Here is a 23,517-nt window from a genome sequence, read left to right as displayed (position 1 = left end):
CCTCGGGCGGGCGCGTCGCGGCGCCCGCCCGCCGGGTCAGGGCTGCGTCATATAGCCCGCGAGCGCGCCCCGGCTGCGCCGGAGGTCGTCGATGCGCTCGTCCATGGCCGCCAGCTCGCGGTCAAGGAGCTCCCGCAAGTCCGCGCACCAGTCGAACCCGGTCTGTTCGCCCCGGGTGCAGGGCAGCACCTCACGGATCACCTCGGTGGTCAGGCCCGCGTTCAGCAGGGCCCGCACCTTGCGGACGGTGAGGACCGCGTCCTCGCCGTACTCGCGGTAGCCGTTCGGGCCGCGCTCCACCTCCAGCAGGCCCTGGGCCTCGTAGTACCGCAACAGCCGCGCACTGACGCCGGTACGCCCGGACAACTCCCCGATCAGCATCTGCTCCCGCCTCGTCCGCCCTTGACCTTGTCACCGATGTGAAGGCTTAACGTCGCCCCGTGACCAGGCATTCCACGCCCGGCACCGCACACCACGGGAGCCCAGCCATGACCTCTTTCGTCACCCACATCGACGGTCGCCCGGCCACCGCCGAGGAGCTGGCGCCGCTCGCCTTCGCGGGCTTCGCCCACTTCACCGCCGCGCAGGTGCGCGACGGCCGGGTGCGCGGACTCGACCTCCACCTGCGAAGGCTGCGGCACGCCTCGCAGGACCTGTTCGGCCGGGCGCCGTCCGACGAGCGGATGCGCGCCCTGCTGCGGGCGGCGATCGCGGAAGGCCCGGGGGACCTCTCCCTGACGGCGACGGTGTACTCACGGGCGGGCGAGTTCACCGCCGCCGGGCCCGACGCCGAGCCCGCCGTGCTCGTCCGCACCGGCCCGGCCGCCACCGGCCCCGAGGGCCCGCTGGCCCTCGCCACCGTCGAGCACGAGCGGGACCTGCCCGGTGTGAAGCACGTGGGCGAGGTGGCCAAGACGCGCCTGCTGCGGCAGGCCGTCGCGGAGGGCTTCGACGACGCGGCCTTCCTCGACCGCCGCGGCCGCCTCAGCGAGGCCACCATCTGGAACCTGGCCTTCTGGGACGGCTCCGCCGTGCTCTGGCCCGTCGCCGACGTCCTCACCGGCACCACGATGGGCATCGTCCGCCGCGGCCTTGAGCGCCTCGGGGTCCCGCAGCACGAGCGGGAGATCACCCCCGCCGACCTGCCGACGCTGTCCGGGGCCGTCGTCATGAACTCCTGGACGCCGGGTGTCCCCGTCCACCGCGTCGGCTCCGCACCGCTGCCCGAGGCCCCGGCCTTCCTGGACCTGCTGCACAAGGCCTACGAGGCGGAGCCGCTCGTGGCGCCCTGACGGCCGCCCCCGCTCAGGGGTGGGCGTGCGGACGGCGGTGCGGCGGCTGGTCGGGGGCGGGCCGGGGCTTGAGGTCCGGGAGCTCCCGGCTGCGCGGCTCCTCGGGGCTGAGGGTGAGCGGCTCGCCGTAGTGGTGGACCGTCAGCTCCGGGCCGCTCAGGACCGTGTACGTGACCGCCGTCGCGCGCACCTCCACGCGCAGGCACCGGCCGAGCAGCTGGAGCTTGAACGTGACCCGGCTCAGCCGCTCGGGCAGCCGGGGGGTGAACTCCAGCGTGTCCCCGCAGCGCCGCATCCCGCCGAAGCCCGCGACGAGCGCCGTCCACGTCCCGGCCAGAGAGGCGATGTGCAGCCCGTCGCGCGTGTTGTTCTCCAGGTCCTCCAGGTCCATCAGCGCCGCCTCCACCAGATAGTCGTAGGCGAGGGACAGATGGCCGGTGCGGGCCGCGATGACCGCCTGGCCGCACGCGGACAAGGAGGAGTCGCGGACGGTGAGCGGCTCGTAGTAGGCGAAGTTGCGGTCCAGGTGCTCCTCGTCGAAGAAGGCGGAGCAGGTGTACATGGCGAGCACGAGGTCCGCCTGCTTGACGACCTGCTTGCGGTAGAGGTCGAAGTAGGGGAAGTGCAGCATCAGCGGGTACTGGTCGGGCCGGGTGGCCGCGAAGTCCCAGCGCTGGTAGCGGGTGAACCCCGCGTGCTGCTCGTGCACCCCGAGATCGGCGTTGTACGGGATGTGCATGGCCTCCGCCGCGTCCCGCCAGGCCGCGCTCTCCTCGTCGTCGACGCCGAGCGCGGCGGCCGGTTCGGGATGGGCCTCGGCGAAGTCGGCCGCCGCGAGGAGATTGGCGCGCGCCATCAGGTTCGTGTACGTGTTGTCGTCGGCGATCGCGCTGTACTCGTCCGGGCCCGTCACGCCGTCGATGTGGAAGGCCCCGTGCGCGTCGTGGTGGCCGAGCGACCGCCACAGCCGGGCCGTCTCCACCAGGAGTTCGACCGCGGTGTCACGGACGAACTGCCCGTCGCCGGTGGCCTCCACATAGCGCACCACGGCGTCCGCGATGTCGGCGTTGACGTGGAAGGCCGCGGTCCCGGCCGGCCAGTAGGCGGACCCCTCCGCCCCCTCGATCGTGCGCCAGGGGTACGCCGCTCCCCGCAGGCCCAGCTGCGCGGCCCGCTCGCGCGCGGCAGGCAGCGTCGCGTGCCGCCAGCGCAGCGCCTCGGCGACCGCGTCCGGCGCGGTGTACGTCAGCAGCGGCAGGACGAACGTCTCGGTGTCCCAGAAGGCGTGGCCGTCGTAGCCGGAGCCGGTCAGGCCCTTCGCCGGGATCGCGCGCCGCTCGGCCCGCGCCCCCGCCTGGAGGACGTGGAAGAGCGCGAAGCGGACGGCCTGCTGGATCTCCTCCGCGCCGTCGACCTCGACGTCCGCGTGCGCCCAGAAGGCGTCCAGATAGGCCCGCTGCTCGTCGGCGAGGCCCGTCCAGCCGGTGTCGGTGGCCGCCGCGAGCGCCGCGTCGACCTGGTCGCTCACGGCGGGCAGGGACCGCGTGCTCGACCAGCCGTAGGCCACGATCTTCTCCAGGCGCAGCCGCTGGCCCGGTTCGAGCACGGAGGTGACGGTGAGCCGGGCGACGTCGTCGCCGGACTCGCTGCCGGTCCGGGTCCTGTCGGGTCCGTCGACGGTGTGGTCGGCGGCCGCGGCGACCCGCAGCCCGCTGCGCCGGGTGCGGTGCACGAGGCGGAGGCGCCCGTCCCGCGCGAAGTGCTCCTCCGGCGCGAGGGGCGACTCGAGGACGGCCGACGCGCGGGGGTCCTTGGCGGGCTTCGGCAGCTGTTCGTTGGCCACCAGCTCCGACTGGACCACCACGCGGACCTGGCTGTCCACGGCCTCGACCTCGTAGGCGACGGCGGCCACCGAACGCTGTGTGAACGACACCAGTCGGGTGGAGCGCACCCGCACGGTGCGACCGGCCGGGGAGGTCCACTCGCAGGTGCGCCGCAAAACCCCCGCGCGCAGGTCGAGGACCCGTTCGTGGGAGACCAGGCGGCCGTAGCGCAGGTCGAAGGGCTCGTCGTCCACCAGGAGACGGATGACCTTGCCGTTGGTCACGTTGATGACCGTCTGCCCGGACTCCGGATAGCCGTAGCCCGCCTCCGCGTAGGGGAGCGGGTGGGTCTCGTGGACGCCGTTGAGGTAGGACCCGGGCAGGCCGTGCGGCTCGCCCTCGTCCAGGTTGCCGCGCCAGCCCACGTGGCCGTTGGACAGGGCGAACACCGACTCGCTCTGCGGCAGGACGTCGAGGTTCAGGACGTTCTCGCGCAGGCACCAGGGCTCCACGCCGTAGGACGTGTGAGTGATCATGCCGCGCCCCCGAGCTCCGCGAGGTCGCCCACGACCCGGTCGGCGCCGTGGGCCCGCAGGGCGTCCGCCTGGCCGACGCGGTCCACTCCGACGACGTAGCCGAAGTGGCCCGAGCGGCCCGCGTCCATCCCGGCGAGCGCGTCCTCGAAGACCGCGGCCTGCGCGGGCTCGACGCCGAGGTCGCCCGCCGCGGCAAGGAAGGTGTCGGGCCGCGGCTTGCCCGGGAGCTTCCGCTCGGCGGCGACCACCCCGTCGATGCGCACCTCGAAGAGCGACTCCGCCCCGACCGAGCGCAGGACGTCGCGGCAGTTGGCGCTGGAGGAGACCACCGCCGTACGCAGCCCCGCGGCGCGCGCGGCCTCGACGTAGCGCAGGGTGCCGTCGTAGGCCTCGACGCCGCCGGTGCGGATCTTCTCCAGGAGCAGGGCGTTCTTGTGGTTGCCCACGCCGTGGACCGTGGGCCGGTCCGGTGGGTCGTCGGGACTGCCTTCGGGCAGGTCGATGCCCCGGGAGGCGAGGAAGGAGCGCACCCCGTCGGCGCGCGGCCTGCCGTCCACGTACTCGTCGTACTCGGCGACCGGGTCGAACGGCCGGAAGCCGTCGCCCTCCCGCACGCGCAGGAAGGCGTCGAAGGCCTCCTTCCAGGCGGCGGCGTGGACGACGGCCGTCTTGGTGATCACACCGTCGAGATCGAAGAGGCAGGCCCGGACGGTGTCCGGAAGGCCGAGCTCGGTCAGATGGGGTCCTTGTTCCGTCATGAAGGGCGTGTTCCCGGTCGGGCGCCTCTGAACAAGGAGGACGCACCTGCTGTCGGCCGACCGGGTGTCTCGGGAACCGCCGACCGGTGGGGTGTGCTCCACTTCACTCGCCGAGCGCCCAGGGGGCCGGAACAAGGGGCGGCCGTCCGCCGTTCTTCTCCACGTGACCGCGGAGGGGACAGTGTCCCCGGGCCTCACTCATGGCCCACAGGGACGATCGTTCGGCTGAAGCCCTGTGGAGCCCTCCGCCGAGAGGCGACCGCCCTCCGCTGTCACCACCTGCGGCCCCGGCTGGTCTCCCCCGTCCAGCCGGGGCTCTCACGTCTTCGGGAACGCGTCCCGCTCCGGTCAGCGGTGTGCACCGGCCTGCGGCCGGATGGTCGAGCGGGGTGACGCCGTTGCCGTCAATGACCCGCTCGACTCTCTTCGGCGCTCAGTACCCGTTGGGCAGTCCGCTTCTGCTGTCTGACGAGGGAGGTCCACTCGGCGAGCAGCCGACCGTCGTCTCTCATGACGTCGCGCTGTGCTTGTGCGAGGCCCCTGTACGCAGACCTCAGATAGTTCGTCTTCCGTTTGCAGGCGACATCCGACACGACACGCGGATCGTCGATGACGTCGGCCTTCCGTGGCAGGGCATCGCGCAATTGGATCGGCGTGCTGAACGAGTAGCCGACGTCTTTCATGCAGAGTTTCCACCGGGAGTTCAGTCTCCGGAACGACGGGCGTGATGCGAGGAGCTGCTGAGCCTGCGTCTCGGCTTCGCCGAGCCGCATACGGATCTCGCTCCATCTGATCCTTTCGTCTCCCAGCAGCCGGGTCTCCGCGTACGCGACACAGCCGTGCGCGGGGAGGGACACCTGCATGGCCTTTCCGCGCACCAGGATGCGGTCGTCCTGCCGGCCGTGGAGGGCGAGAACGTAGGCCTTGCTGACGGCTCCGGGCTTTTCCAGCGGTGGGTTCGCCTTCGCGCCGACGGAGCGCTTCAGTGATTCGAAGCTGAAGGGCGTGGGCCGGTCCGGTTCTGCGGTCTCCTCGGGGCGTTCGGTCGCGTAGGAGAAGCCCTTCCGCGCCATACAGGTGGCGATCAGCTTGTCCTTGGCCGCCGAGATGGACCGGTCCGCTGCCTGCGCCGCCGGACCGTACACCTGGGCGTGGATGGGCGGAAACAGGTGGGCGGGTGTGGTGCGGGCAGGTCCGGGCGCCCCGCCGGCGCATGCCGTACCTGCTGCGATGACCAGCGCGGAGAGGAACGCGGGCCCGAGGCCGGTGCCTGACAGCCGCCGGCTGCCAGGCACCGACTGCCCGTGACGGGTCAATAGCATCGGATCGACGTCGTTCCCCTGAGCTGAAGCGAGCCAGGCAGGTCGTTCAGGGACGAGGGGAGGTGGTTCGGCGTGGCGTGCCCGGGATTCACGCAGAACAGGAAGTCCCGGTAGCCGGGGAGCAGGTAGTAGTGGCTCTCGTAGCCTCCGGTGGAGGAATTGCTCGCCGCGGTCACGTTGAAGTCCACGACACCACCGTTGTTGGTGAAGCGGTCGTTCCCGAAGTCGTTATCCGAGTTGAAGTAGTTGTGGCGTTGGTTGTCGCCCAAGTTGTCCTTGAACACACAGTGGTATCCGGACGGGCAGGTCGGGTGCGCCGAGGCCGGGCTCGCCGTCATGACACCCACGGAGCCCAGCATGCCGACAACTCCGATCAGCGTCGCCACTTTGATGCCGAGACGAGTTCTCATGTTTCTCCGATCACTGGTCTGGTACTGCCGCAAAGAGTCTGACGCGCCGCACCTTCCGACTGGAACGTGTGTGCGCCTGGGCGCAATGACCCTGGTCTCATGGGGGGCGCATGTGCTGAGCGGTTGGTTTCGCCCGTTCCTTCGCCCGGTGATGCACATCAATTCAGGTCCCGTCCAAGAGCCACACCATCGCCGAGCCCTTGGCCGGGAGTGTCGTCGGAGCGTGGACGCGTGGTGGTGGGCTCGTCGCCGGACCGGGGCGGCCCCGAGACCGGCACGGGTGCGTTCCGCGGTGCGCCTGGTATGACTGGTGCATGCAGGAAGAGACCGCGCGATCCGCGATCGACACGTTCATCTCCGCCTTCAACGCCTCGAACGACGGCTACGTGACCACGCTGCTCGCCCAGGCCCTGACCTCCGACGTGGTGTTCTGGGGGCCGTTGGGCCGCAGCGAGGGCATCGAGGCGGTCGAGCGGTTCGTGCTCGACATCCGGCGCCACCCGGCGGGCACCGGCACGATGGTGCGGTGCTCGGGGGTGGACATGCCGGACGAGTGGGCCCGCTACCAGTGGGTGTTCACCACACCGGACGGAGGCCCCCGCCTCGCGGGCACGGACGTCGTCCATCTGCGGCGCAGCCTCATCGACCAGATCATCGTCTTCGCGGGGGAGATCAAGCCGCCCTCGTCATGAGCCTGCCTCAGCGGAAGGCGGCGATGTTGCGTTCGACCCAGTCGCCGAAGGGGCGCGGCGTGCGCCCGAGGACGCGTTCCACGTCCGGGCTGATGCGGAGCTCGGCGGCGTTCGGCGCGGCGATGATGTCGAGGGTGTCGTCGGCGAGTTCCGCCGGAACGGCCTGGACCATCGCGGCCCTGGCCTCGGCGCGGGTGAGTTCGTGGAACCGTACCGGCGAGCCGAGCGCGGTGGCGATGGTCTGCGCCTGCTGACGCGGGGTGATCACCTCCGGCCCGGTCAGTTCGTAGATCCCGCCGGTGTGGCGGTCGTCCAGCAGGCAGGCCGCCGCGACCTCGGCGATGTCGGCGGGGTCGACGACCGGGACCCCGGCATCGCCGAAGGGCGCCGCGACCGTTCCTTGCGTACGGACGGACTCCGCCCAGGCCAGGGCGTTGGAGGCGAAGCCGCCCGGTCGCACGACGGCCCAGTCCGGGCCGGAGTCGCGCAAGGCGTCCTCCAGCGCGCGCATCGCGACCCGCGAGGGGCCTTGCGGGCGGGTCGCCACGCCCTGCGAGGAGAGCAGGACGACCTTGCGGACCCCGCTGGCCGCGGCCCGGTCGATGAGGTCGGCCGGTCGGGCGTCGGGGGCGTGCAGATCGCCGGACAGCAGCAGGAACAGCGCCTTCGCCCCCTCCAGCACGGGGGTGAGGCCCTGCGGCTCGGACAGGTCGGCCCGGATGTGCCGGACCCCGTCGGGCACGTCCGCCGCGTGCCGTGACACCGCTGTCACCTGCTCGCCCGCCGCGGCCAGGGCCTGCGTCAGGGGCCGCCCCACATTGCCGGTAGCGCCGGTCACCACGATCATGTCTGACTCCTCGTTCGTTGTGCGGTACGGCACTTGACGTTAGGGAGCCGGGCTTACCTTTCGTAAGGACATACCCGGAGGTAAGCTCCGGATATGAGAGAAGGCGCGCAGGTGACACCGGTCGACGCGGGGCCTCGGTATGAGGTGTTTCACACCGACTGCCCCGCGCGTGACGTGGTCGACCACGTGACCAGCAAGTGGGGCATCTGGGTACTGATCTCCTTGCGGAGCAACAGCCTTCGCTTCTACGAGCTGCGCGACAGCATCCAGGGCATCAGCGAGAAGATGCTCGCGCAGACCTTGCGCGCGCTGGTCCAGGACGGCCTGGTCTGGCGAGAGGTCGAGCCGACGACCCCGCCCCAAGTCACCTACGGGCTGACCGAGTTCGGCAAGGACATCAGCGAGCCGCTGACGGACCTGTTCGACCGGATCACCGAGCAGCTGCCGCCACGCACCACGGAGTAGCACGGCAACGGCCGTCCACGAGGCCGTGCCCGGCCTGGCCTGAGGAGGCCCTGCCGGAGTGCGGGTGGCCTGTCACGTGCAGCCCAGCGGGCTGCTGGAGCAGCCCATGGGTGTCACCGGGCTCGTGGCCTCCGCCGCGGCGCGGGGGGCCGGGGCCGCGGAGGCGGATGTGCCCAGGGCGCTGAGCGCCAAGGCCGCCGCCAAGCCGACCGCTAATCGAACTGCCTGCCTGAGCATGAGGGACCTCCAGGGCCGCGAACGGAGAACTGACCCGCCCAGTAGGCCAGTTGGCCATGGGCAACCGGTCAACGGCTGCTCAACGGCCCTGCTTGAGAAGGGGGTTGCTCTGTCGCCCGAGCGGCGCCCGGTCCCGGTGGCGCCTGCGGTTCGAGGCCGGTCAACGTGATGTCGACGAACCGCTTCCAGTCGCCCAGATCCGCGCGGGCCACCGCCGCGAGCGCGCCCACGATCATGTAGAGGTCACCGAACGTGGCGTCGGCGCGGAGGGTGCCGTCCTCCCTGCCCCGGTCGAGGATCTCGGTGGCGACGTCCTGGAGTTCGGCGCCGACCTGGCCGCGCGGCGACGTGGCGCCCAGCGCCGACTCGATCACGAGCGAGAGCGTGCGGCCCTGCTCGTGGACCCGGCCGATGTGGAGCATGAGGCTCTTCAGGGCCGCACGCGCGGTCGGAGCCGACGGGCACGCGGTCCGCGCGAACGCGAGGATCTCCACGAAGCGCTGCTCGGCGACCGCCTCGATGAGGGCCTGCCGGGTGGGGAAGTGCCGGTAGACGGTGCCGACGCCGACACCGGCGGTCTTCGCCACCTCGGCCATCTGTACCTCCGCGCCGCGCTCGGTGAAGAGCGCAACGGCGGCTTCCAGTACGCGGGTTCGGTTGCGTCCGGCGTCGGCGCGCGGGCGCCGGGGCGGGGTTGACATGAGGGCGGGGTCCTCTACATAGTCGAACCGAATCGGAAGCGGAATCCGATTCCGTTTGGAAGGGTATCGCATGTCCAAGAATCGCTTCATTCTGCTCGATGCCGACGCGTCCCGCCCCAGCCGCACCCCACCGCCGCCCTCGCCGCCGTCACTCCTGGTCAAGGCCGACGCGGCCGACACCGAAGGCCGGTTCACCCTGCTGGAGAGCCGGGGCGAACATCCCGTACCGTCGTACGTCCACGAGGCGTGCGATGTCTTCGTCCACGTCCTGGAAGGGGAGCTGGGCGTCGACCGCGACGGGGTCACGCACCGGATCGCCCCCGGCATGTGCGCCCTGCTGCCGCGCGGGGTGCGTCACCGCGTGCACGGCCTGTCCGCCGCGCCGGTGCGCGCGCTGTATCTCATAGCGCCGGGGGTGCGGGAGGAGTTCCTGCGCGCGCCGGTGCCGGGGGAGGCGCCGACGCACCTCGGTGGTGGGGCCGAGGGGCCCGGCGACCCGGACCGGTTCGTCGTCCTGGACCGGGGGCAGGCGCGCCCCGGACGCGTCGCGGTGCCGCCCGCGTTCTGCGTGAAGGCGCGCACGGAGGACACCGAGGGTCGCTTCTCGCTCCTGGAGGTCGTCGTCGCCCAGGACATACCCCGGCACGTCCACCACGAGGCCGACGAGGCCATCTACGTACTCGAAGGTGAGCTGGCCGTCGCGTACGACGGCCGCGTGCACACCGCTGCCGAGGGGCAGTTCGTCCTGCTGCCGCACGGTGTCCCGCACGCCTTGCGGCCGGGCTCGGCGCCGCCGCCCAGGGTGCTCCAGATCTCGGCGCCCGGCGGCTGGGAGCGCTTCGTCGAGGCCACGATCGAGGCCAGTGCTCAGGTCGGAGCCGGCGGCAGGCTCGACGCGGCGGCGCTCAACCGCGTCGCGGCCCCGCACGGGATCACCTACGAGGAGTGACTCCCTGGGGACGGTCGGCCCTCACCGGGAACGCGCGGTCCGGGCGGCCGGGGCCTGACGCTAGGTCACGACACCGCGCAGGGCCGCCCGGTGCGCAGCGCGGTGGTCGCCGTGGAGATGATGTCGTCGAGGCGGTCCCGGGTGTCCTGGAGGTCATCGATCCGCTGGTCGATCCGGTCGCGCTCGCCCGCGAGCCACGTGATCAGCTCCGGTGTCGCCTCGCCCGTGGCCGCGCACGGCAGGACCTCGCGGATCGACTTGCTCGGCAGCCCCGCGCCGTACAACTGCTGGATCAGCTGGACGCGGTCCACGGCACGGGCGCCGTAGTGCCGCTGGCCGCTCGGGCTGCGCTGGGCGCTGAGCAGGCCCTGTTCCTCGTAGTACCGCAGTGATCGCACGCTCACGCCGGTGCGGGTCGCGAGTTCGCCGATGCGCATGTGGCCCCCTGTGGCCTCTCTCACCTTGCCCCTGACGTCAATGTCAGGTTTTAGCGTAGCCGACGAACGGGCCGGATACCCCGGCCCGCGCTCCCGCGGCCTGAGAGGCACCACCATGACCAGCCTTTTCGAGGGATTCCGCCTCGGTGAACTCGCCCTGCCGAACCGCATCGTGATGGCCCCCATGACCCGGGCGAGGGCGGGCGCGGACGGGCTGCCGACGGCGTCGACCGCCGCCTACTACGCCCGGCGCGCCACCGCGGGACTCCTCGTCAGCGAAGGCGTCCAGCCGAGCCTGCTCGGTCAGTCGAACCCGAACACGCCCGGCCTGTACAACGAGGCCCAGGTGGCCGCCTGGCGCCCCGTCACCTCCGCGGTGCACACCAACGGCGGGCGCATCTTCGCCCAGATCATGCACGGCGGCCGCGTGGGACACCCGGACGTCGCCGGGCAACACCCCGTGGGGCCCTCGGCGGTGGCGATGCGCGGCGAGGTGTTCGTCGGATTCGGCGGGGCGGACGTCCGCAAGCCCGCGCCCGTGCCGCGCGCCCTGACGCTGAAGGAGGTCGGGGGAGAGGCGGCGGCGTACGCGGACGCGGCCCGCCGCGCCGTGGCCGCGGGCTTCGACGGCGTCGAACTGCACGGCGCCAACGGCTACTTGATCCAGCAGTTCCTGTCGTCCAACGCCAACCGCCGCACCGACGCGTACGGCGGCTCCGTCGCGGGCCGCATCCGCTTCGCCGTGGAGGCCGTCGAGGCGACCGCCGACGCCATCGGCGCCGAGCGCGTCGGCATCCGCCTGTCCCCCGGCGGCCAGGTCTGGGACGTCGTCGAGGACGACGTGCCGGACCTGTACGCCGCGCTGTTCGACGCCCTCGCCCCGCTCGGGCTCGCCTACGTCCACGTCCTGGCGACCGCGCCCGACGACGTCCTGATCGGCCTGCGCAAGAGCTGGCCGACCGCCTTCGTCATCAACCCCGGCGGCCAGATCGGCCCGGACGAAAGCACCCGGGCGCAGGGTGAGGACTGGCTGGCCCGGGGCGCGGACCTGGTCAGCTACGGCCGTGCCTACCTGGGCAACCCCGACCTCGTCGAGCGCTTCCGCACCGGCGCGCCGCTGCGCACCCTCGACCGGGAACTGTGGTTCCAGGGAGGGGACTCCGGCTACCTCGACTGACGACCGCCTGACCGCTACGACACGATTGCTCCGGATTCGGCGGGCCGTCAGAAGGCCATGCGGCCCGAAACACAAGGTCGGCACGGCCTACCGGTTCCGTTCACGGGCGGGATATTCCTGGAAGAGCACCCGGGCGGAACCCTCTGCCCGGGCCCTCTTCCCGCGAAGGAGCCCGTCGTGGACGGATGGTACGTGGACGACCGCTGCACCAACTGCGATGTCGCGCGGCAGTTCGCGCCCGACCTGATCGACGAGGCCGACGGGAAGTCGCGGATCCTGCGGCCGCCGCGCGACGCGGCGGAGAACCGGCGCTTACACGCCGCCGTCTTCGCCTGCCCCACCCGGTCGATCCGTCCGGCGTCCGGGCAGCCGGACCGGGCGCTCGACCCCTTCCCGATGGCGCTCGACGACGGCGTCCTGATCTGCGGCCACAACGCGACCCGGACCGCCGGGGCCAACTCCTATCTGCTCCGGCGGCCGTCCGGCACCGCCATGCTGATCGACACACCCCGCTGGAGCCGCGACCTGGCCGAACGCTGCACGGCCTGGGGCCCCGTCACCGACGTGCTGCTCACCCACCGCGACCACGCCGCGCACGGCCGCCGCTACGCCGACCACTTCGGGGCCCGGCTGTGGATCCACGAGGGCGACCTCGACGCGGCCCCGGACGCGGACCAGGTCATCCGCGGCGTCGAACCCGTGGAGATCGGCGCGGGCGTCACCGTCCACCCGCTGCCCGGTCACACCCGGGGCAGCGTGCTCTACCTCGCCGACGACCGGTACTGCTTCAGCGGTGACAGCTTCTACTGGTCGCGCGGCACGGGTGACCTGGAGGTCGCGGAGAGCGTGACCTGGTACTCCATCGAGGAGCTGGCCGCCTCCTTGGCGCGGACCGCCGGGCGCCTGCGGTTCGAGTGGGTGCTGCCGGGGCACGGGGACCGCCGCCGCCTCCCGGCCGACGAGATGTCCCGCCGCCTCGGCCTCCTGACCGAACGCGTACGCCAGTTGCGCCCGCAGCCCATCGACTTCACGGCCGTCCGCTGGTGAGAGGGCGGCCCGGCCCGATTGGGCGGGCCCCCACGGGTGTTCCTCAGGAGCCCGTAGGGTCCCCCGCCCACACCGTCGGGGTGCGGCCCGCCCACGGACTGGCCTGTTCGAGCTGTCCGGCCAGGCGGAAGAGGAGGCCCTCGCGCCCGTAACCGGCGGCGAACTGCAGGCCGATCGGCAGCCCCGTCCCGGGGTCGGCCGTCACCGGTACGGACATGGCGGGCGTGCCCGCCACGTTGAACGGCATGGTGAACGGCGAGCGTTCGTTGAGGCGGCCGATCCAGCCGAGGCCGTCGAGCTCCTGCGCGCCTTCGGCGAAGGTCCCCAGCCGCATCGGCAGCTCCGGCAGGGTCGGAGTGAGCAGTACGTCGTACGCGTCGAAGGACCGTGCCAGGCTGCGGGCGACCCGGTTGCGCACCTCGAAAGCGGTGGCGAACTGGGTGCCGCTGACGCGCTGCCCGTAGTGGTAACCGGCGAGGGTCACCGGTTCGAGGGTCGAGGAGTCGACGGGCCTGCCGAGGGCGGCGGCGAGCCCGTCGACCAGGACCGCGAGGTTCGCCGTGATCAGACGGGTGGTGGCCAGGAGGAACTCCTCCTGGCCGACCCCGAGACCGACCTCGGCCTCCGTCACCTCGTGCCCGAGCGACTCCAGCAGCAGGACGGTGCGGGAGAGGGCGGCGGCCACCGGCGCCGTGGTGCGGCGGCCGCCCCACGCCTGCGTGAGGACGCCGATCCGCAAGGTGCCCGGGGGCCGGGTGACCTCCTCCGCGTACGGCCGGGGCGGCTCCTGCGCGAAGTAGGGGTCGCCCGGCTCCGGGCCGCGGATCAGGTCGAGCAGGGCCGCGCTGTCGCGCACGGTGCGGCTGACGCTGCCGTGCACCACCAGGCCGTTGAACATCTCGTCGGCGTCCGGCCCCATGGAGACCCGGCCACGGGTGGGCTTGAGCCCGAAAAGGCCGTTGTGCGCGGCTGGTACGCGCAGCGATCCCGCGGCGTCGGTGGCGTGCGCCATCGGCACCACCCCGGCGGCGACGGCCGCGCCCGCGCCCCCGCTGGAGCCGCCCGCGCTCCGCTCCGGATCCCACGGGTTGCGGGTCGCGCCGTACAGCACCGGCTCCGTCGCCATGCTGTAGGCCAGCTCCGGCGTCGTCGTGCGCCCGAACGTCATGAGGCCGGCGCGGCGGAAGCGGCGCATCAGCGCCGAGTCGGCCCCGGACACGTTGCCCGCGGCGAGGCGGCTGCCCAGCTCCATCCGCCTCCCGGCCATGGCGACGCCGATGTCCTTGATCAGGAAGGGGACCCCGGCCAGCGGCGCGCTGCCGGGGCGGGGCCCGTCGTCGGTCGGCCACGTCTCCACGATGGCGTTGATCCGCGGATTGACCGCTCCCGCGGCCTCGTGTGCGGCCGCCTCCAGTTCGGCGGGGGTCACCTCGCCCGCGGCCACCAGCTCCGCGAGCCCGACCGCGTCGAAGTTCACGTACTCGCTGACTCTCACTGTCACTCCCAGCAGAACGAACAGTACCGTTGAGTCCCACGCGATACCGAACGGTATCGCCTGGAACTGAGAGGTACCGTAACAGGAGGCGGGAACCCCCCGACCGTTCGGACGTCACGGAGAAGTCATGGCATCGACCGCCAGCAGGCCGGACAGGGTGGCGAAACTGCCGCCGCGCGAGCGCATCCTCGACGCGGCGGAGGAGCTCTTCCAGAGCGAGGGGATCCTGCGGGTGGGCGTCCAGGCGATCGCCGAGCGGGCCGGGACCACCAAGATGGCGATCTACCGGCACTTCGACACCAAGGACGCGCTCGTCGCGGAGTGGCTGCGGATCCTCGCCGCCGATTACCAGGCGGCCTTCGACCGCGTCGAGGCCGAGCACCCGGACCGGCCGGGGGAGCAGATCCTCGGCCTGGCCCGCTTCATCGCCGACGGCCTGCCCGCCCTCTCGCACCGGGGCTGCCCGTTCATCAACTCCCTCGCCGAACTGCCCGACCGCTCCCACCCCGCACGGCAGGTGATCGAGCAGCACAAGGCCCACCAGCTGCGCAGGCTGGTCGGCATGTGCGCGCGGGCCGGTCTGTCCGACCCCGAACAGGCCGCGGCCGAGATCACCTTCGTACTCGAAGGCGCACAGGTCAGCACGCAGAACGGAAGCGTCGGCCAGGCGGGGGACCGGCTGATGAGGATCGTCGAGAGGATCGTGGGCAGCGTGGCCGTACCGCGCTGACGGCCCGGGCGCGGACTGCTTCCGTGGGGAGGCGGTGCGGCCTCCCCGTCACCGATGCCCGGCAGGGCCCTCCCCGTCGCCGATGCCCAGCAGGGCGAGGAACGCGGACGCGGCAGGTGTCGGGGTGGAGCGGCTCCAGATGAGGCGCTCCACCCGCACCGGGCCGTCGGTGACCAGCACGCTCCGCAGACCGTGGAGTCCGGCCGCGAACGCCCCGGGCAGCAGGGCGACGCCGAGGCCCTGGCGGACCATGGGCGCCATCAGCTCGACGCCGGACACCTCGAAGGCCACCTCGCGCCGCAGCCCCGCCGCCGCGAAGGCCCGGTCCGACTGGGCGCGGGCGGCGCTGCCCTCGGCGAAGTCGACGAAGGCCTCGTCGGCGAGCCGGCGCAGATCCACCTCGCGGTGCGCGGCGAGCGGATGGTCGGGGGCGACCACGGCGACGTGCCGCCCGTGCGCGAGCTCCCGGTCGTGGACGCCCCGCGGCCGGAAGTCGGGCCGCACACCGAGGAACGCCGCGTCCAACTGCCCGTCGCGCACCCGCTCGACGAGCTGCTCGCTGGAGCCGGCGCGCAGGGTGATGCGCACCTGGGGATAGCGCCGACGGTAGTCCCGCAGCGTCGCCGGGAGGTCCACCGCCGTCACCGTGGGGATCGCCCCCACGGTCAGCTTGCCCCGCACCTCGCCGCTGGCCGCCGCCACCTCCGCGCGGGCCCGCTCGGCCGCCTCCAGGGCCTGGCGCGCCGCGGGCAGGAACGCCTCCCCGGCGGCGGTGAGCCGCACCCGGCGGCTGGTCCGTTCGAAGAGCCGGGCGCCCAGTTCCTTCTCCAGCCGGGCCACCTGGTGGCTGAGTGCGGACTGGACGACGTGGCACCGCTCGGCGGCGCGCGTGAAGCTCGCGGTCTCCGCCACCGCCAGGACGTAGCGCATCTGCTGGAGATCCATGGACCCAGCGTGAATCACGATGGATATCCATGACAAGCATGTGTTGGACTAATGGATATCCGCCGGGTGATCATGAAGTCAGCGGCGGGGCACGGCGGTCGGTGACGCATCACCGACGAGCCACCGCCCGGTCCCGGCCGGATCCTGCGGGGGCCGGGCGCACCGGTCCCGCCGTACGACCACCACCGGCGCCCCGGCGCCCCGATCCAGCGGAGACCACCATGCGCGTGATCGCCCTCGACCACATCGTCCTGAACGTCACCGACGTCGAGCGTTCGCTGGCCTTCTACACCGGCCCGCTGGGGCTCGAACCGGTGCGCGTGGAGGAGTGGCGCGCCGGCAAGGTCTCCTTCCCCTCCGTGCGGGTGAGCCCCACGACCATCATCGACCTCTTCAAGGGACCCGACGGGGAGTCGCGCGGGGCCAACGTCGACCACATCTGCCTGGCGGTCGAGCCGCTCGACTGGCAGGAGGTCATCGACTCTGGCGTCTTCACCGTGGTGGACGGCCCCGGCAAGCGCTTCGGCGCCCGGGGCACCGGCCTCTCCCTCTATGTGAAGGACCCCGACGGCAACACCGTGGAGCTGCGCTGGTACGAGCAGGACGCCTGAGCACCCCTGCGGACCCGGCCTCCGGTGCGCCCGAACTCCTGTTTCCGTCCGGTGACATACGCGACGAGGCTGTGACGATCAGTCGTGCAACGTCCTGCGGCCCTGACGGGTCGAACGGGGTGGAAGTGCCGATCGGCACGGAAACAGCGGGAGTTGGGGGAGACGAATGAGCATGCGTAACCGAGGTGCCCTGGCCGCGATGACGGTCGGCCTGTGCGTGGCCGCCACGGCCGCGGCCGTGGCGGCACCCGCCGCCGCGGCCCCGTCCGGCGGTGGGGAGCCGCGCTTCCTCAGCGCCGGTGAACTGCCGCCGCACCCCTCGTCGGCGTGGCACGCCGGGCGGGTGACCGCGGGCCAGCCCGACGCCCTGCCGGTGTGCGCGGGCGAGGCGCTGCCGTCGACGTCGGTGCACCGCACCTTCTGGACCGACCTCGACACCAACGCCGTCCAGGTGACCGTGGTGGAGCGGAGCACCCAGCGGGCCAAGGAGTTCGCCGGGCTCCTGCGCAAGAAGCTCGACGACTGCGCCGCGCGCCTGGAGCGGGAGCACCCGGACGTCAAGGCGAAGCAGAAGTACTACGGCAAGCTGGACGTCGAGGAGGGCGTCCACGTCTACGGCCTGCACACCGCGTGGAACTCGGGGGCCTCGGACGCCAACCTCTTCGCGGTGGGCCGCGACGGGCGCACGGTGACGCTCGTGCGCTGGGGCCAGCTCGGCGACCTGTCGCACGCGCCGGTCAGCGGCTTCAAGACCACTGCCAAGAAGGCCGTGAACAAGCTCTACTGACCCCGGCCCCCGCGGCCCCCCTCGGCGACCGCCGGCGGGGGCCGCCGTGCGTGGGCCCTCAGGTGCGCAGGGTGCGGGAGGGACTGGTGCCGTACACCGACCGGTAGAGCGCGGCGAAGCGGCCCGGGTGCGGGAAGCCCCAGCGGGCGGCGATGCCTCCGACGGTGGCGCCGCCCTGCGGCGAGGCGTTCAGCAGGTCGCGGTGCGCGTGCGCGAGGCGGGCCCGGCGGAGATAGGTGAGTGGGGTGGTGTCCAGGTGACGGCGGAAGGCGTACTGCAGGGTGCGGATCGTCACGTGGGCGGCGGCAGCGACCTCGGCGACCGTCAGGGGCTGGTCCGCGTGGTCGTCGATGTAGGCGACGGCACGCCTCAGGGTGGCGGAGTGCGCGTCCGTGCGGTCCTGGGCGGTGGGGTCGGTGCTCGCGGTGTTGGGGAAGGCCGCCAGGACGCTCGCGGCCAGGAGTTGCTGGCCGGCCGCGACGACCAGGGGCTGCGCCGCGACGTCCGGGTCGCCCAGGATGTCGTCGCGCAGATGAACGATGGTCTTCTTGAGGAAGGCGGCCGCGGCGGCCGACGGGGGTCTGTGCCGGGTCAGCCGCACGGGCTCGCCGAGCGCTCGTCCCGCGGTGGCCGCGACCTGGTCGAGCAGGCCGGGGTCGAGCATCGTGATGTTGTAGCGGGCACTGCAGATGCGGCCCGCGTACGGCAGGTCCGGGGGCGCGAACAGTACGACGTCTCCGGGGCCGAAGTCGTCCCGGACGCCGTGGAAGGCATGGTCGCGGACGGTGCCCTCGTGGACGACGCACAGACAGATCCTGCCCAGCGGGGTCACGGAGTAGGACATGTCGAAGTTCAGGTCCAGCTCGTCCACGCTGACCGACGCGGTGCTGTCGCGGTGGATGCGCGCGTGGCTCGCCTCGGGCGTTCCGCTGCCGATGCGCATCCTGGCGTAGGCGCGGCAGAGGAAGTCCTCCGTCACCCCCAGGTCATCGCTCTCGAACGTCTCCGAACTCACGGCGTCACCTCCGGGTGGGGGAGCGGGCGGGCTCGGGCCGCCGTGCTCCCTGTCGGTCGCCGCCCGTCGCCTGTCGCCCGGCGGCCGCGCTCGGGCGAGAAGGGCACGCCGTGGGGAACCGGGCTGCTCGAAGGACGTTACGTGTCGCGCGGGGGCGGCTGAGCCGGTACCCCGTCCGGCATTGCGCTTTCTGGACAGGCGGCGCGGCAAGTGTTCGCTGTGCGCACCTTCACCGGCGCCGATCGCGGGCAGGCGTGACAGTGACCGTCATGGCCGTCTCACCAGGGAGTTCCGCTCACGATGCCAGAAGACGAAGAACGCGCGGGCAGAGTCGCCGCTCTCCAGGAGGAGATCGCGCAGCTCCAGCGTGCGGTCGACTCGCACGCGGTCGTCGACCAGGCCATCGGTGTCGTGATGGCCTGGAGCGGAGTGCGACCGGAGACTGCCTGGGAGGTCCTGCGGGACGTCTCCCAGAACACCAACACCAAGCTGCGGGAGGTCGCGGAACACGTCGTGCGCTGGCCGCGCGGCGGAGGGCTCCCGGAGCAGGTGCGCGTGGCGATGGGGGCGGCGGTCAGGCGCCGGGTGCCGGCGGGCGGGCGCGTCCGGCCGCGGGTGAGGAACACGCGCGCCCTGCGTTGAAGACCCTGCGTTGAAGCACGGGTGCTTCGCGCCGAGTCACCGAAGCCGAGTGTCCGAACGGGCCCGGGCAGGCACCGCCACTCGCGGCGGTGCCTGCCCGTTCTCGCGGGGGTCCGTCGGACACGACGGCTCGGGCCGTGTCGGATCAGAGAGGCATACCGGGGCCGGGGCTGGGTCCGGTGCCAGGGACGGGGCCAGGTCCGGCGCCGGGGCCGGGACCAGGGACGGGGCCGGGACCAGGGACGGGGCCGGGTCCGGCGGTGGGACCGGGGTCGCCCGGCCGGACGCGGCCGCGCCAGGCGCCGCTCTCCCCGGAGCGCTCGACGTGGTCCTTGAACCGGTGCAGATCGCCCTTCACGCGTCGCTCGATCATGCCCAGCGCGTCCGCGCCCTTCTCCGCGACACCGGTGGGCTCGACGTCCATGACCAGCTCCACGCGGGTACGCGTCGCGTCGAGTTGACGGAAGCGCACGGAGCCCTGCTGCCGGGTGTCACCGCCGATGGTCCGCCAGGTGATCCGGTCGTCCGGCATCTGGTCGACGATCTCCGTGTCGAACTCGCGCCGTACGCCGCCGATGCTCGTGGTCCAGTGGTTGTGTACGTCGTCGATCTGCCGGACCTCGTCGACGCCTTCCATGAACTTCGGGAACTCCTCGAACTGCGTCCACTGGTCGTACGCCCTGCTGAGCGGGACCTGTACGTCCACTGTTTCCTTGATCGTGCTCACACTGTCCTCCTCTGTGAATCTCCTCGGTGAATCCACGGACGTGGTCGGCGACTTCGGCTCGGCCGGTCTTCGCGGGGCGCTGAACAATTCAACGACCTTGAGCCATAGGCCGTATGTCATATGCGACGCCCTATGCGGCGTCATCTGCGGGCGCGGAAAGGGGTATTGGCCCACGGCGCATCCCCGACGGTCGGCATCTCCGGCGGACGGCATGCAGAGGCCGTCGCGGCGGCCCGGACGCCCCGTCGCGAGGCGGCCGGGCCCGTGACGCCGACCGCTGTCACCAGCGGTACCACCGGCTCCTGCGTCCACCGGTGCCCGCGGGGCGGACGATGAAACCGAGCACCCACGCCAGCAGCACGAGGGCGGCGAGCAGCCAGAGGAATTTCACGGCGAATCCCGCACCGAACAGCACGACGGCGATAAGAAGAACGAGCAACAAAGGCACCATGGTCCGTCACCTCCAGTGCTGCGAGTTCCCTCGATCCCCGGCGTGACACAGGCCTGCCCGGGCCATTTTCGATGTGCCTGCCACGACGCACGTGTTTCACGTGTTTACGGTGAGGAAGCCCGGTTAGGCGCCCGGATGAACCTGTTGTCGATATTCGGGAGTGAGCACTGTGGCTGGCGACGAGAAGGCCAAGGGCAAGGTCGAGCAGGCCAAGGGCAAGCTGAAGGAAGCGGCGGGCCGGGCCGTGGGCAACGAGCGTCTGACGGCGGAGGGCCGCGCCGAGCAGGGCAAGGGTGACCTGCGGCAGGCGAAAGAGAAGGCGAAGGACGCCTTCCGCCGCTGAGGCCCCGACCCCGTCGGCAGGCCCCGATGCCACCGTGAGGGCCCGACCCGTCGGCTGCCACCCTCGGCTGCCACCCGTGAGGGCCCGACCCGCCGGTGAGGGCCCAACCCCGCCGGTGAGGCCCGGAGGCGCGCGGCTCCGGTGGGACGCCGCGCGCCCGCCTCCCGCCTCCCGCGGCCCGGACGGATCAGACGGCCAGCGACACGTCGCCCGAGCTGTCGTCCGTCGGGTCGGCGGCGGGCCCGTCGGGCGGAAGCGACTCGGGGGCGGCGGAGGGCCGGGGGAGCGGGAACTCCTCCATCCGGCGGCTCGGCCGCGCACCGGGCACCCCCGGCGCCCCGGCCCGAGGCGATGCCGGACGAGCCTGTTCCGCCCCGGCCCGGGGCGATGCGGCACCCGGCCGCCCCGACCCGCCCCCGGCCTCCGCGAGCAGCGCGTCAGCGACGCCGAGCGCGTCGTCGACCCGGGTCACCCCGGTCAGCACGCACAGCGTGTAGCTCACGTCTTCCAGGGCACGCCGGGTCGCCTCGGTCGGCGGCGCCGCGATGCGCAGGTCGGCGTAACGGGCGAGCATGACTCTCAGTGTCTTGGGATCCGGCATCAACACGGTGTCCACCCCTTCTTCCCCTACGTCCTGCGCCCTGCCCGCTGGCATGGCTTTATGTGGCCTTTGAGCTATTTCACACGTTATGTGTCACTGGCTGGGGGAAGGCGTGCCAGAGGAGGACGACGACCCGGTCGCCCCCAGTACCCGTAGTTCCGGTATCGATGCCACGGCCCGCGCCGGAGGCGTCGGTGCCCGACCCCTGTGAGGAGCGCACCATGGCTCGTACGACCACTCCGCGCTACACCGTCCCCGGCATCAGCGTCGAGGACGGCGGCAAGCTCATCGCGGCGCTCGCCATCCGTCTGCACGCGCTGAACGATCTGCACCTCACGCTCAAGCACGTGCACTGGAACGTCGTCGGCCCGCACTTCATCGCCGTGCACGAGATGCTGGACCCGCAGGTCGACCGCGTCCGCGCCATGGCCGACGACGTCGCCGAGCGGATCTCCGCCCTCGGTGGCGTGCCGCACGGCACCCCCGGCGCCCTGGTGGCCGAGCGCACCTGGGACGACTACAGCATCGGCCGGGCGGACGCCATCGCCCATCTGGGTGCGCTCGACCTCGTGTACACCGGCGTGATCGAGGCCTATCGCGCCGCCATCGACGAGGTCGGCAAGCTCGATCCGGCCACGGAGGACATCCTGATCGAGCAGGTGCGGGACCTGGACCAGTTCCAGTGGTTCGTCCGGGCCCACCTGGAGAGCGCCCAGGGCACCCTCGCCACCGGCGGGAAGGCCACCGAGCGTGAGGCCGCGGAAGCGGCCGGGAACAGCTGACCACACCAGTACCACCACGAGCTGACCACACCAGTACCACCACGAGAGGAGCCCCCATGCGTGTCGCCTTTCTCACCGCGCCCGAAGGCGTGGAGCAGATCGAACTGACCGAGCCGTGGAGGGCCGTCGAGGCCGTCGGGGCCGAGCCCGTCCTGCTGTCGACCGAGCCGGGCCGCGTCCAGGGGTTCGACCACCTGGACAAGGCCGACTCCTTCCCGGTCGACCAGGTCGTGGCCGAGGCGTCCGCCGCCGACTTCGAGGCCCTGGTCCTGCCCGGAGGCGTCGCCAACCCCGACGCCCTGCGCCTGGACGACGAGGCGGTGGCGTTCGTGAACGACTTCTTCACCGCGGGGAAGCCGGTCGCGGCGATCTGCCACGCCCCGTGGACCCTGATCGAGGCCGACGTGGTGCGCGGCCGCACCCTCACCTCCTGGCCCAGCCTGCGCACCGACATCCGCAACGCGGGCGGCACGTGGGTCGACCAGGAGGTGCAGGTGTGCACCACGGGCGCCAACGTCCTGGTCACCAGCCGCAAACCGGACGACCTCCCGGCCTTCTGCCGCGCCCTGACCGACGCCCTGGGCAAGACCGACGGCGCGGCGGGGTGAGCGTCGTCCCCGGAGCCTCAGCCGTTGGTCAGGGTGCGGTCGAGGAGGGGGAGCAGGCGGTCCCAGTGGTGGCGTAGTGCGGCAGGGTCGAAGGCGTCGGTGTCGGACATGGTGAAGCCGTGGACGGTGCCGGGGTAGATCTCGGAGGTGTGGTCGACCCCCGCGGCGTCCAGGGCTTGGTTGAGCTCGCCGAGGGCCTCGGGCGTCATGTCGCCTTCGGCGTGGCCGAGGTGCACCCGCGCGGTCAGCGCGGCGAAGCCGTCGGTCCCGTCGGCGCCCGCGGGGCAGTGGAATCCGGCGACGGCGGCCACCTGGCCGGGGTGGGCCACGGCGGTGCGCATGGCCAGCAGACCGCCGATGCAGTAGCCGGTCACCGCGACCGGCCCGGCGCCGACCTCGGGCCGGGTGGTGAGGAACCGGAGGTAAGCGTCAGCGTCGCGCACAGTACGGTCGACGGTGTGCGCCTCGATCAAGGGCATCAGCTGGGCGAAGACCGCGGGCCGGGCCGCTTCTCCGATGTACGCGGGCAGTTCGATCACCGGCGCCGGGCCGTGCCGGTAGAGGAAGTTGGGGACGAGTACGTAGTACCCGTGCCCGGCCAGTTCGCGGGCCATCTCCCGCAGCACGGGCCGGATGCCGAAGCCGTCCGGGTACATCAGCACCCCGGGGTGCCGCCCACCGCCGTCGGGGAAGGCGGCGAAGGCGTCGGCTCGGCCGTCGGCGGTGGGGATGTGCAGCGTCTGGGTGGGCATGAAGTCTCCTGTCGTGGTTGACGTGTCGAGCTGAGATCAACACGACAGGAGGCGGAGCCCGCGCCACGGAGCCGGGTCCTCGTTCCCGCAGCGGGCCACCACCGGCCCGCACGGCGCTCAGAGGAGCGCCGGGTCACCAATCCGTGTGTGGCGCGAAGCCGTCCCGGTAGTCATCGTGGCCTAACGTAGCCCACCGAACAGGGCCGATGCCAGGGGTGACCCGGGCGGACGTCACCGACGACGCCGAGGCGGGGGCGGCTCCGGCCCCTGGTCCGACGGGTTGGTCACCAAGCCAGGGGCGCGGGACCGGCGCCCGGACAAGGAGCCAGGAGACC

General features: G+C 72.2%; 27 protein-coding genes and 1 pseudogene. 13 read left to right on the top strand and 15 right to left on the bottom strand.

From position 1 onward, the window contains the following. Nucleotides 1-36: 36 nt before the first annotated feature. The gene (locus tag MQV74_RS04615; RefSeq protein ID WP_242714729.1) at nt 37-381 is read right to left on the bottom strand and encodes a MerR family transcriptional regulator; all 345 of its coding nucleotides are present in this window, start codon (nt 379-381) and stop codon (nt 37-39) included. Between the two features lie 107 nt (nt 382-488). Between MQV74_RS04615 and MQV74_RS04610 the strand changes: the two genes are divergently transcribed. Continuing rightward, a complete protein-coding gene (locus MQV74_RS04610) occupies nt 489-1,292 on the top strand; it encodes an aminotransferase class IV family protein (protein ID WP_242714728.1) in 804 nt (267 codons plus the stop codon). 13 nt (nt 1,293-1,305) lie between these two features. Here the strand turns inward: MQV74_RS04610 and MQV74_RS04605 are convergent, their stop codons facing one another. The 4 genes from MQV74_RS04605 to MQV74_RS04590 all read right to left on the bottom strand — a co-directional run bounded on the left by MQV74_RS04605 (nt 1,306) and on the right by MQV74_RS04590 (nt 6,141). Beyond that, nucleotides 1,306-3,651 (bottom strand): glycoside hydrolase family 65 protein, encoded by a 2,346-nt coding sequence (locus tag MQV74_RS04605; protein WP_242714727.1) that lies wholly within the window; start codon nt 3,649-3,651, stop codon nt 1,306-1,308. Then, a complete protein-coding gene (locus MQV74_RS04600; RefSeq protein WP_374120584.1) occupies nt 3,648-4,409 on the bottom strand; it encodes an HAD family hydrolase in 762 nt (253 codons plus the stop codon). Before MQV74_RS04600 ends, MQV74_RS04605 begins: the two co-directional genes overlap by 4 nt. A gap of 404 nt (nt 4,410-4,813) precedes the next feature. After that, complete coding sequence (locus MQV74_RS04595) at nt 4,814-5,731, bottom strand: hypothetical protein (protein WP_242714726.1); 918 nt, start codon at nt 5,729-5,731, stop codon at nt 4,814-4,816. Then, nucleotides 5,722-6,141 (bottom strand): hypothetical protein, encoded by a 420-nt coding sequence (locus MQV74_RS04590; RefSeq protein WP_242714725.1) that lies wholly within the window; start codon nt 6,139-6,141, stop codon nt 5,722-5,724. The genes MQV74_RS04595 and MQV74_RS04590 overlap by 10 nt, the downstream gene beginning before the upstream one ends. Before the next feature lie 314 nt (nt 6,142-6,455). On the opposite strand from MQV74_RS04590, the gene MQV74_RS04585 reads away from it, so the two are divergent. Next, the gene (locus MQV74_RS04585; protein WP_242714724.1) at nt 6,456-6,833 is read left to right on the top strand and encodes a nuclear transport factor 2 family protein; all 378 of its coding nucleotides are present in this window, start codon (nt 6,456-6,458) and stop codon (nt 6,831-6,833) included. A gap of 7 nt (nt 6,834-6,840) precedes the next feature. Here the strand turns inward: MQV74_RS04585 and MQV74_RS04580 are convergent, their stop codons facing one another. After that, the gene (locus MQV74_RS04580) at nt 6,841-7,680 is read right to left on the bottom strand and encodes an SDR family oxidoreductase (RefSeq protein WP_242714723.1); all 840 of its coding nucleotides are present in this window, start codon (nt 7,678-7,680) and stop codon (nt 6,841-6,843) included. 93 nt (nt 7,681-7,773) lie between these two features. Between MQV74_RS04580 and MQV74_RS04575 the strand changes: the two genes are divergently transcribed. Further along, the gene (locus tag MQV74_RS04575; RefSeq protein WP_242714722.1) at nt 7,774-8,145 is read left to right on the top strand and encodes a winged helix-turn-helix transcriptional regulator; all 372 of its coding nucleotides are present in this window, start codon (nt 7,774-7,776) and stop codon (nt 8,143-8,145) included. Between the two features lie 305 nt (nt 8,146-8,450). On the opposite strand, the gene MQV74_RS04570 is transcribed toward MQV74_RS04575, so the two are convergent. Further along, the gene (locus MQV74_RS04570) at nt 8,451-9,083 is read right to left on the bottom strand and encodes a TetR/AcrR family transcriptional regulator (RefSeq protein ID WP_242714721.1); all 633 of its coding nucleotides are present in this window, start codon (nt 9,081-9,083) and stop codon (nt 8,451-8,453) included. 70 nt (nt 9,084-9,153) lie between these two features. Here MQV74_RS04570 and MQV74_RS04565 point away from each other — a divergent pair, with 70 nt between their 5' ends. Continuing rightward, nucleotides 9,154-10,032 carry a cupin domain-containing protein gene (locus MQV74_RS04565; protein ID WP_242714720.1) on the top strand — a complete coding sequence of 293 codons (879 nt, stop codon included), beginning with the start codon at nt 9,154-9,156 and terminating at the stop codon, nt 10,030-10,032. Between the two features lie 65 nt (nt 10,033-10,097). On the opposite strand, the gene MQV74_RS04560 is transcribed toward MQV74_RS04565, so the two are convergent. Beyond that, nucleotides 10,098-10,469, bottom strand: coding sequence for a MerR family transcriptional regulator (locus tag MQV74_RS04560; protein ID WP_242714719.1), 372 nt, complete (start codon nt 10,467-10,469; stop codon nt 10,098-10,100). A 115-nt stretch (nt 10,470-10,584) separates the two neighbouring features. Here MQV74_RS04560 and MQV74_RS04555 point away from each other — a divergent pair, with 115 nt between their 5' ends. Beyond that, nucleotides 10,585-11,646, top strand: a complete 1,062-nt coding sequence (locus MQV74_RS04555) for an alkene reductase (protein WP_242714718.1) — start codon at nt 10,585-10,587, stop codon at nt 11,644-11,646. 177 nt (nt 11,647-11,823) lie between these two features. Then, nucleotides 11,824-12,693, top strand: coding sequence for a 4Fe-4S domain-containing protein (locus MQV74_RS04550; protein WP_242714717.1), 870 nt, complete (start codon nt 11,824-11,826; stop codon nt 12,691-12,693). Between the two features lie 43 nt (nt 12,694-12,736). Here MQV74_RS04550 and MQV74_RS04545 read toward each other — a convergent pair whose 3' ends face one another. Continuing rightward, nucleotides 12,737-14,188 (bottom strand): amidase, encoded by a 1,452-nt coding sequence (locus MQV74_RS04545; protein ID WP_242714716.1) that lies wholly within the window; start codon nt 14,186-14,188, stop codon nt 12,737-12,739. A 127-nt stretch (nt 14,189-14,315) separates the two neighbouring features. On the opposite strand from MQV74_RS04545, the gene MQV74_RS04540 reads away from it, so the two are divergent. Then, nucleotides 14,316-14,918, top strand: a complete 603-nt coding sequence (locus MQV74_RS04540; RefSeq protein ID WP_242714715.1) for a TetR/AcrR family transcriptional regulator — start codon at nt 14,316-14,318, stop codon at nt 14,916-14,918. A gap of 48 nt (nt 14,919-14,966) precedes the next feature. On the opposite strand, the gene MQV74_RS04535 is transcribed toward MQV74_RS04540, so the two are convergent. After that, nucleotides 14,967-15,863, bottom strand: coding sequence for a LysR family transcriptional regulator (locus MQV74_RS04535; RefSeq protein ID WP_242714714.1), 897 nt, complete (start codon nt 15,861-15,863; stop codon nt 14,967-14,969). Between the two features lie 221 nt (nt 15,864-16,084). Here MQV74_RS04535 and MQV74_RS04530 point away from each other — a divergent pair, with 221 nt between their 5' ends. Beyond that, nucleotides 16,085-16,474 carry a VOC family protein gene (locus MQV74_RS04530; RefSeq protein ID WP_242714713.1) on the top strand — a complete coding sequence of 130 codons (390 nt, stop codon included), beginning with the start codon at nt 16,085-16,087 and terminating at the stop codon, nt 16,472-16,474. 166 nt (nt 16,475-16,640) lie between these two features. Beyond that, entirely contained in the window at nt 16,641-17,261 is a 621-nt protein-coding gene (locus MQV74_RS04525; RefSeq protein ID WP_242714712.1) for a hypothetical protein, read from the top strand. A gap of 58 nt (nt 17,262-17,319) precedes the next feature. Here MQV74_RS04525 and MQV74_RS04520 read toward each other — a convergent pair whose 3' ends face one another. Beyond that, nucleotides 17,320-18,276 (bottom strand): helix-turn-helix domain-containing protein, encoded by a 957-nt coding sequence (locus MQV74_RS04520; protein ID WP_242714711.1) that lies wholly within the window; start codon nt 18,274-18,276, stop codon nt 17,320-17,322. A gap of 300 nt (nt 18,277-18,576) precedes the next feature. Between MQV74_RS04520 and MQV74_RS04515 the strand changes: the two genes are divergently transcribed. Next, a complete protein-coding gene (locus tag MQV74_RS04515) occupies nt 18,577-18,918 on the top strand; it encodes an ANTAR domain-containing protein (protein WP_242714710.1) in 342 nt (113 codons plus the stop codon). A 268-nt stretch (nt 18,919-19,186) separates the two neighbouring features. On the opposite strand, the pseudogene MQV74_RS04505 reads toward MQV74_RS04515, so the two are convergent. Continuing rightward, nucleotides 19,187-19,645 (bottom strand): annotated as a pseudogene (locus MQV74_RS04505) (SRPBCC family protein); the annotation flags it as partial. Between the two features lie 280 nt (nt 19,646-19,925). Beyond that, nucleotides 19,926-20,096 carry a hydrophobic protein gene (locus MQV74_RS04500; RefSeq protein WP_138957917.1) on the bottom strand — a complete coding sequence of 57 codons (171 nt, stop codon included), beginning with the start codon at nt 20,094-20,096 and terminating at the stop codon, nt 19,926-19,928. 169 nt (nt 20,097-20,265) lie between these two features. Between MQV74_RS04500 and MQV74_RS04495 the strand changes: the two genes are divergently transcribed. Beyond that, on the top strand, nt 20,266-20,439 hold the full coding sequence (locus MQV74_RS04495; protein WP_138957916.1) for a CsbD family protein: 174 nt from the start codon (nt 20,266-20,268) through the stop codon (nt 20,437-20,439). Nucleotides 20,440-20,626: 187 nt separating this feature from the next. Here MQV74_RS04495 and MQV74_RS04490 read toward each other — a convergent pair whose 3' ends face one another. Beyond that, the gene (locus MQV74_RS04490) at nt 20,627-21,040 is read right to left on the bottom strand and encodes a DUF5133 domain-containing protein (RefSeq protein ID WP_278194084.1); all 414 of its coding nucleotides are present in this window, start codon (nt 21,038-21,040) and stop codon (nt 20,627-20,629) included. A 221-nt stretch (nt 21,041-21,261) separates the two neighbouring features. Between MQV74_RS04490 and MQV74_RS04485 the strand changes: the two genes are divergently transcribed. Next, the gene (locus tag MQV74_RS04485; RefSeq protein WP_242714708.1) at nt 21,262-21,822 is read left to right on the top strand and encodes a Dps family protein; all 561 of its coding nucleotides are present in this window, start codon (nt 21,262-21,264) and stop codon (nt 21,820-21,822) included. A 56-nt stretch (nt 21,823-21,878) separates the two neighbouring features. Continuing rightward, a complete protein-coding gene (locus MQV74_RS04480; RefSeq protein ID WP_242714707.1) occupies nt 21,879-22,430 on the top strand; it encodes a type 1 glutamine amidotransferase domain-containing protein in 552 nt (183 codons plus the stop codon). 17 nt (nt 22,431-22,447) lie between these two features. Here the strand turns inward: MQV74_RS04480 and MQV74_RS04475 are convergent, their stop codons facing one another. Beyond that, the gene (locus MQV74_RS04475; protein WP_242714706.1) at nt 22,448-23,182 is read right to left on the bottom strand and encodes a dienelactone hydrolase family protein; all 735 of its coding nucleotides are present in this window, start codon (nt 23,180-23,182) and stop codon (nt 22,448-22,450) included. Between the last annotated feature and the right edge of the window lie 335 nt (nt 23,183-23,517).

Source organism: Streptomyces sp. AN091965 (assembly GCF_022698285.1).
Taxonomy (GTDB): Bacteria; Actinomycetota; Actinomycetes; order Streptomycetales; family Streptomycetaceae; genus Streptomyces.
Note: the sequence above shows the minus strand (reverse complement) of the source record. Positions and strands in the feature narration are given on the sequence as shown.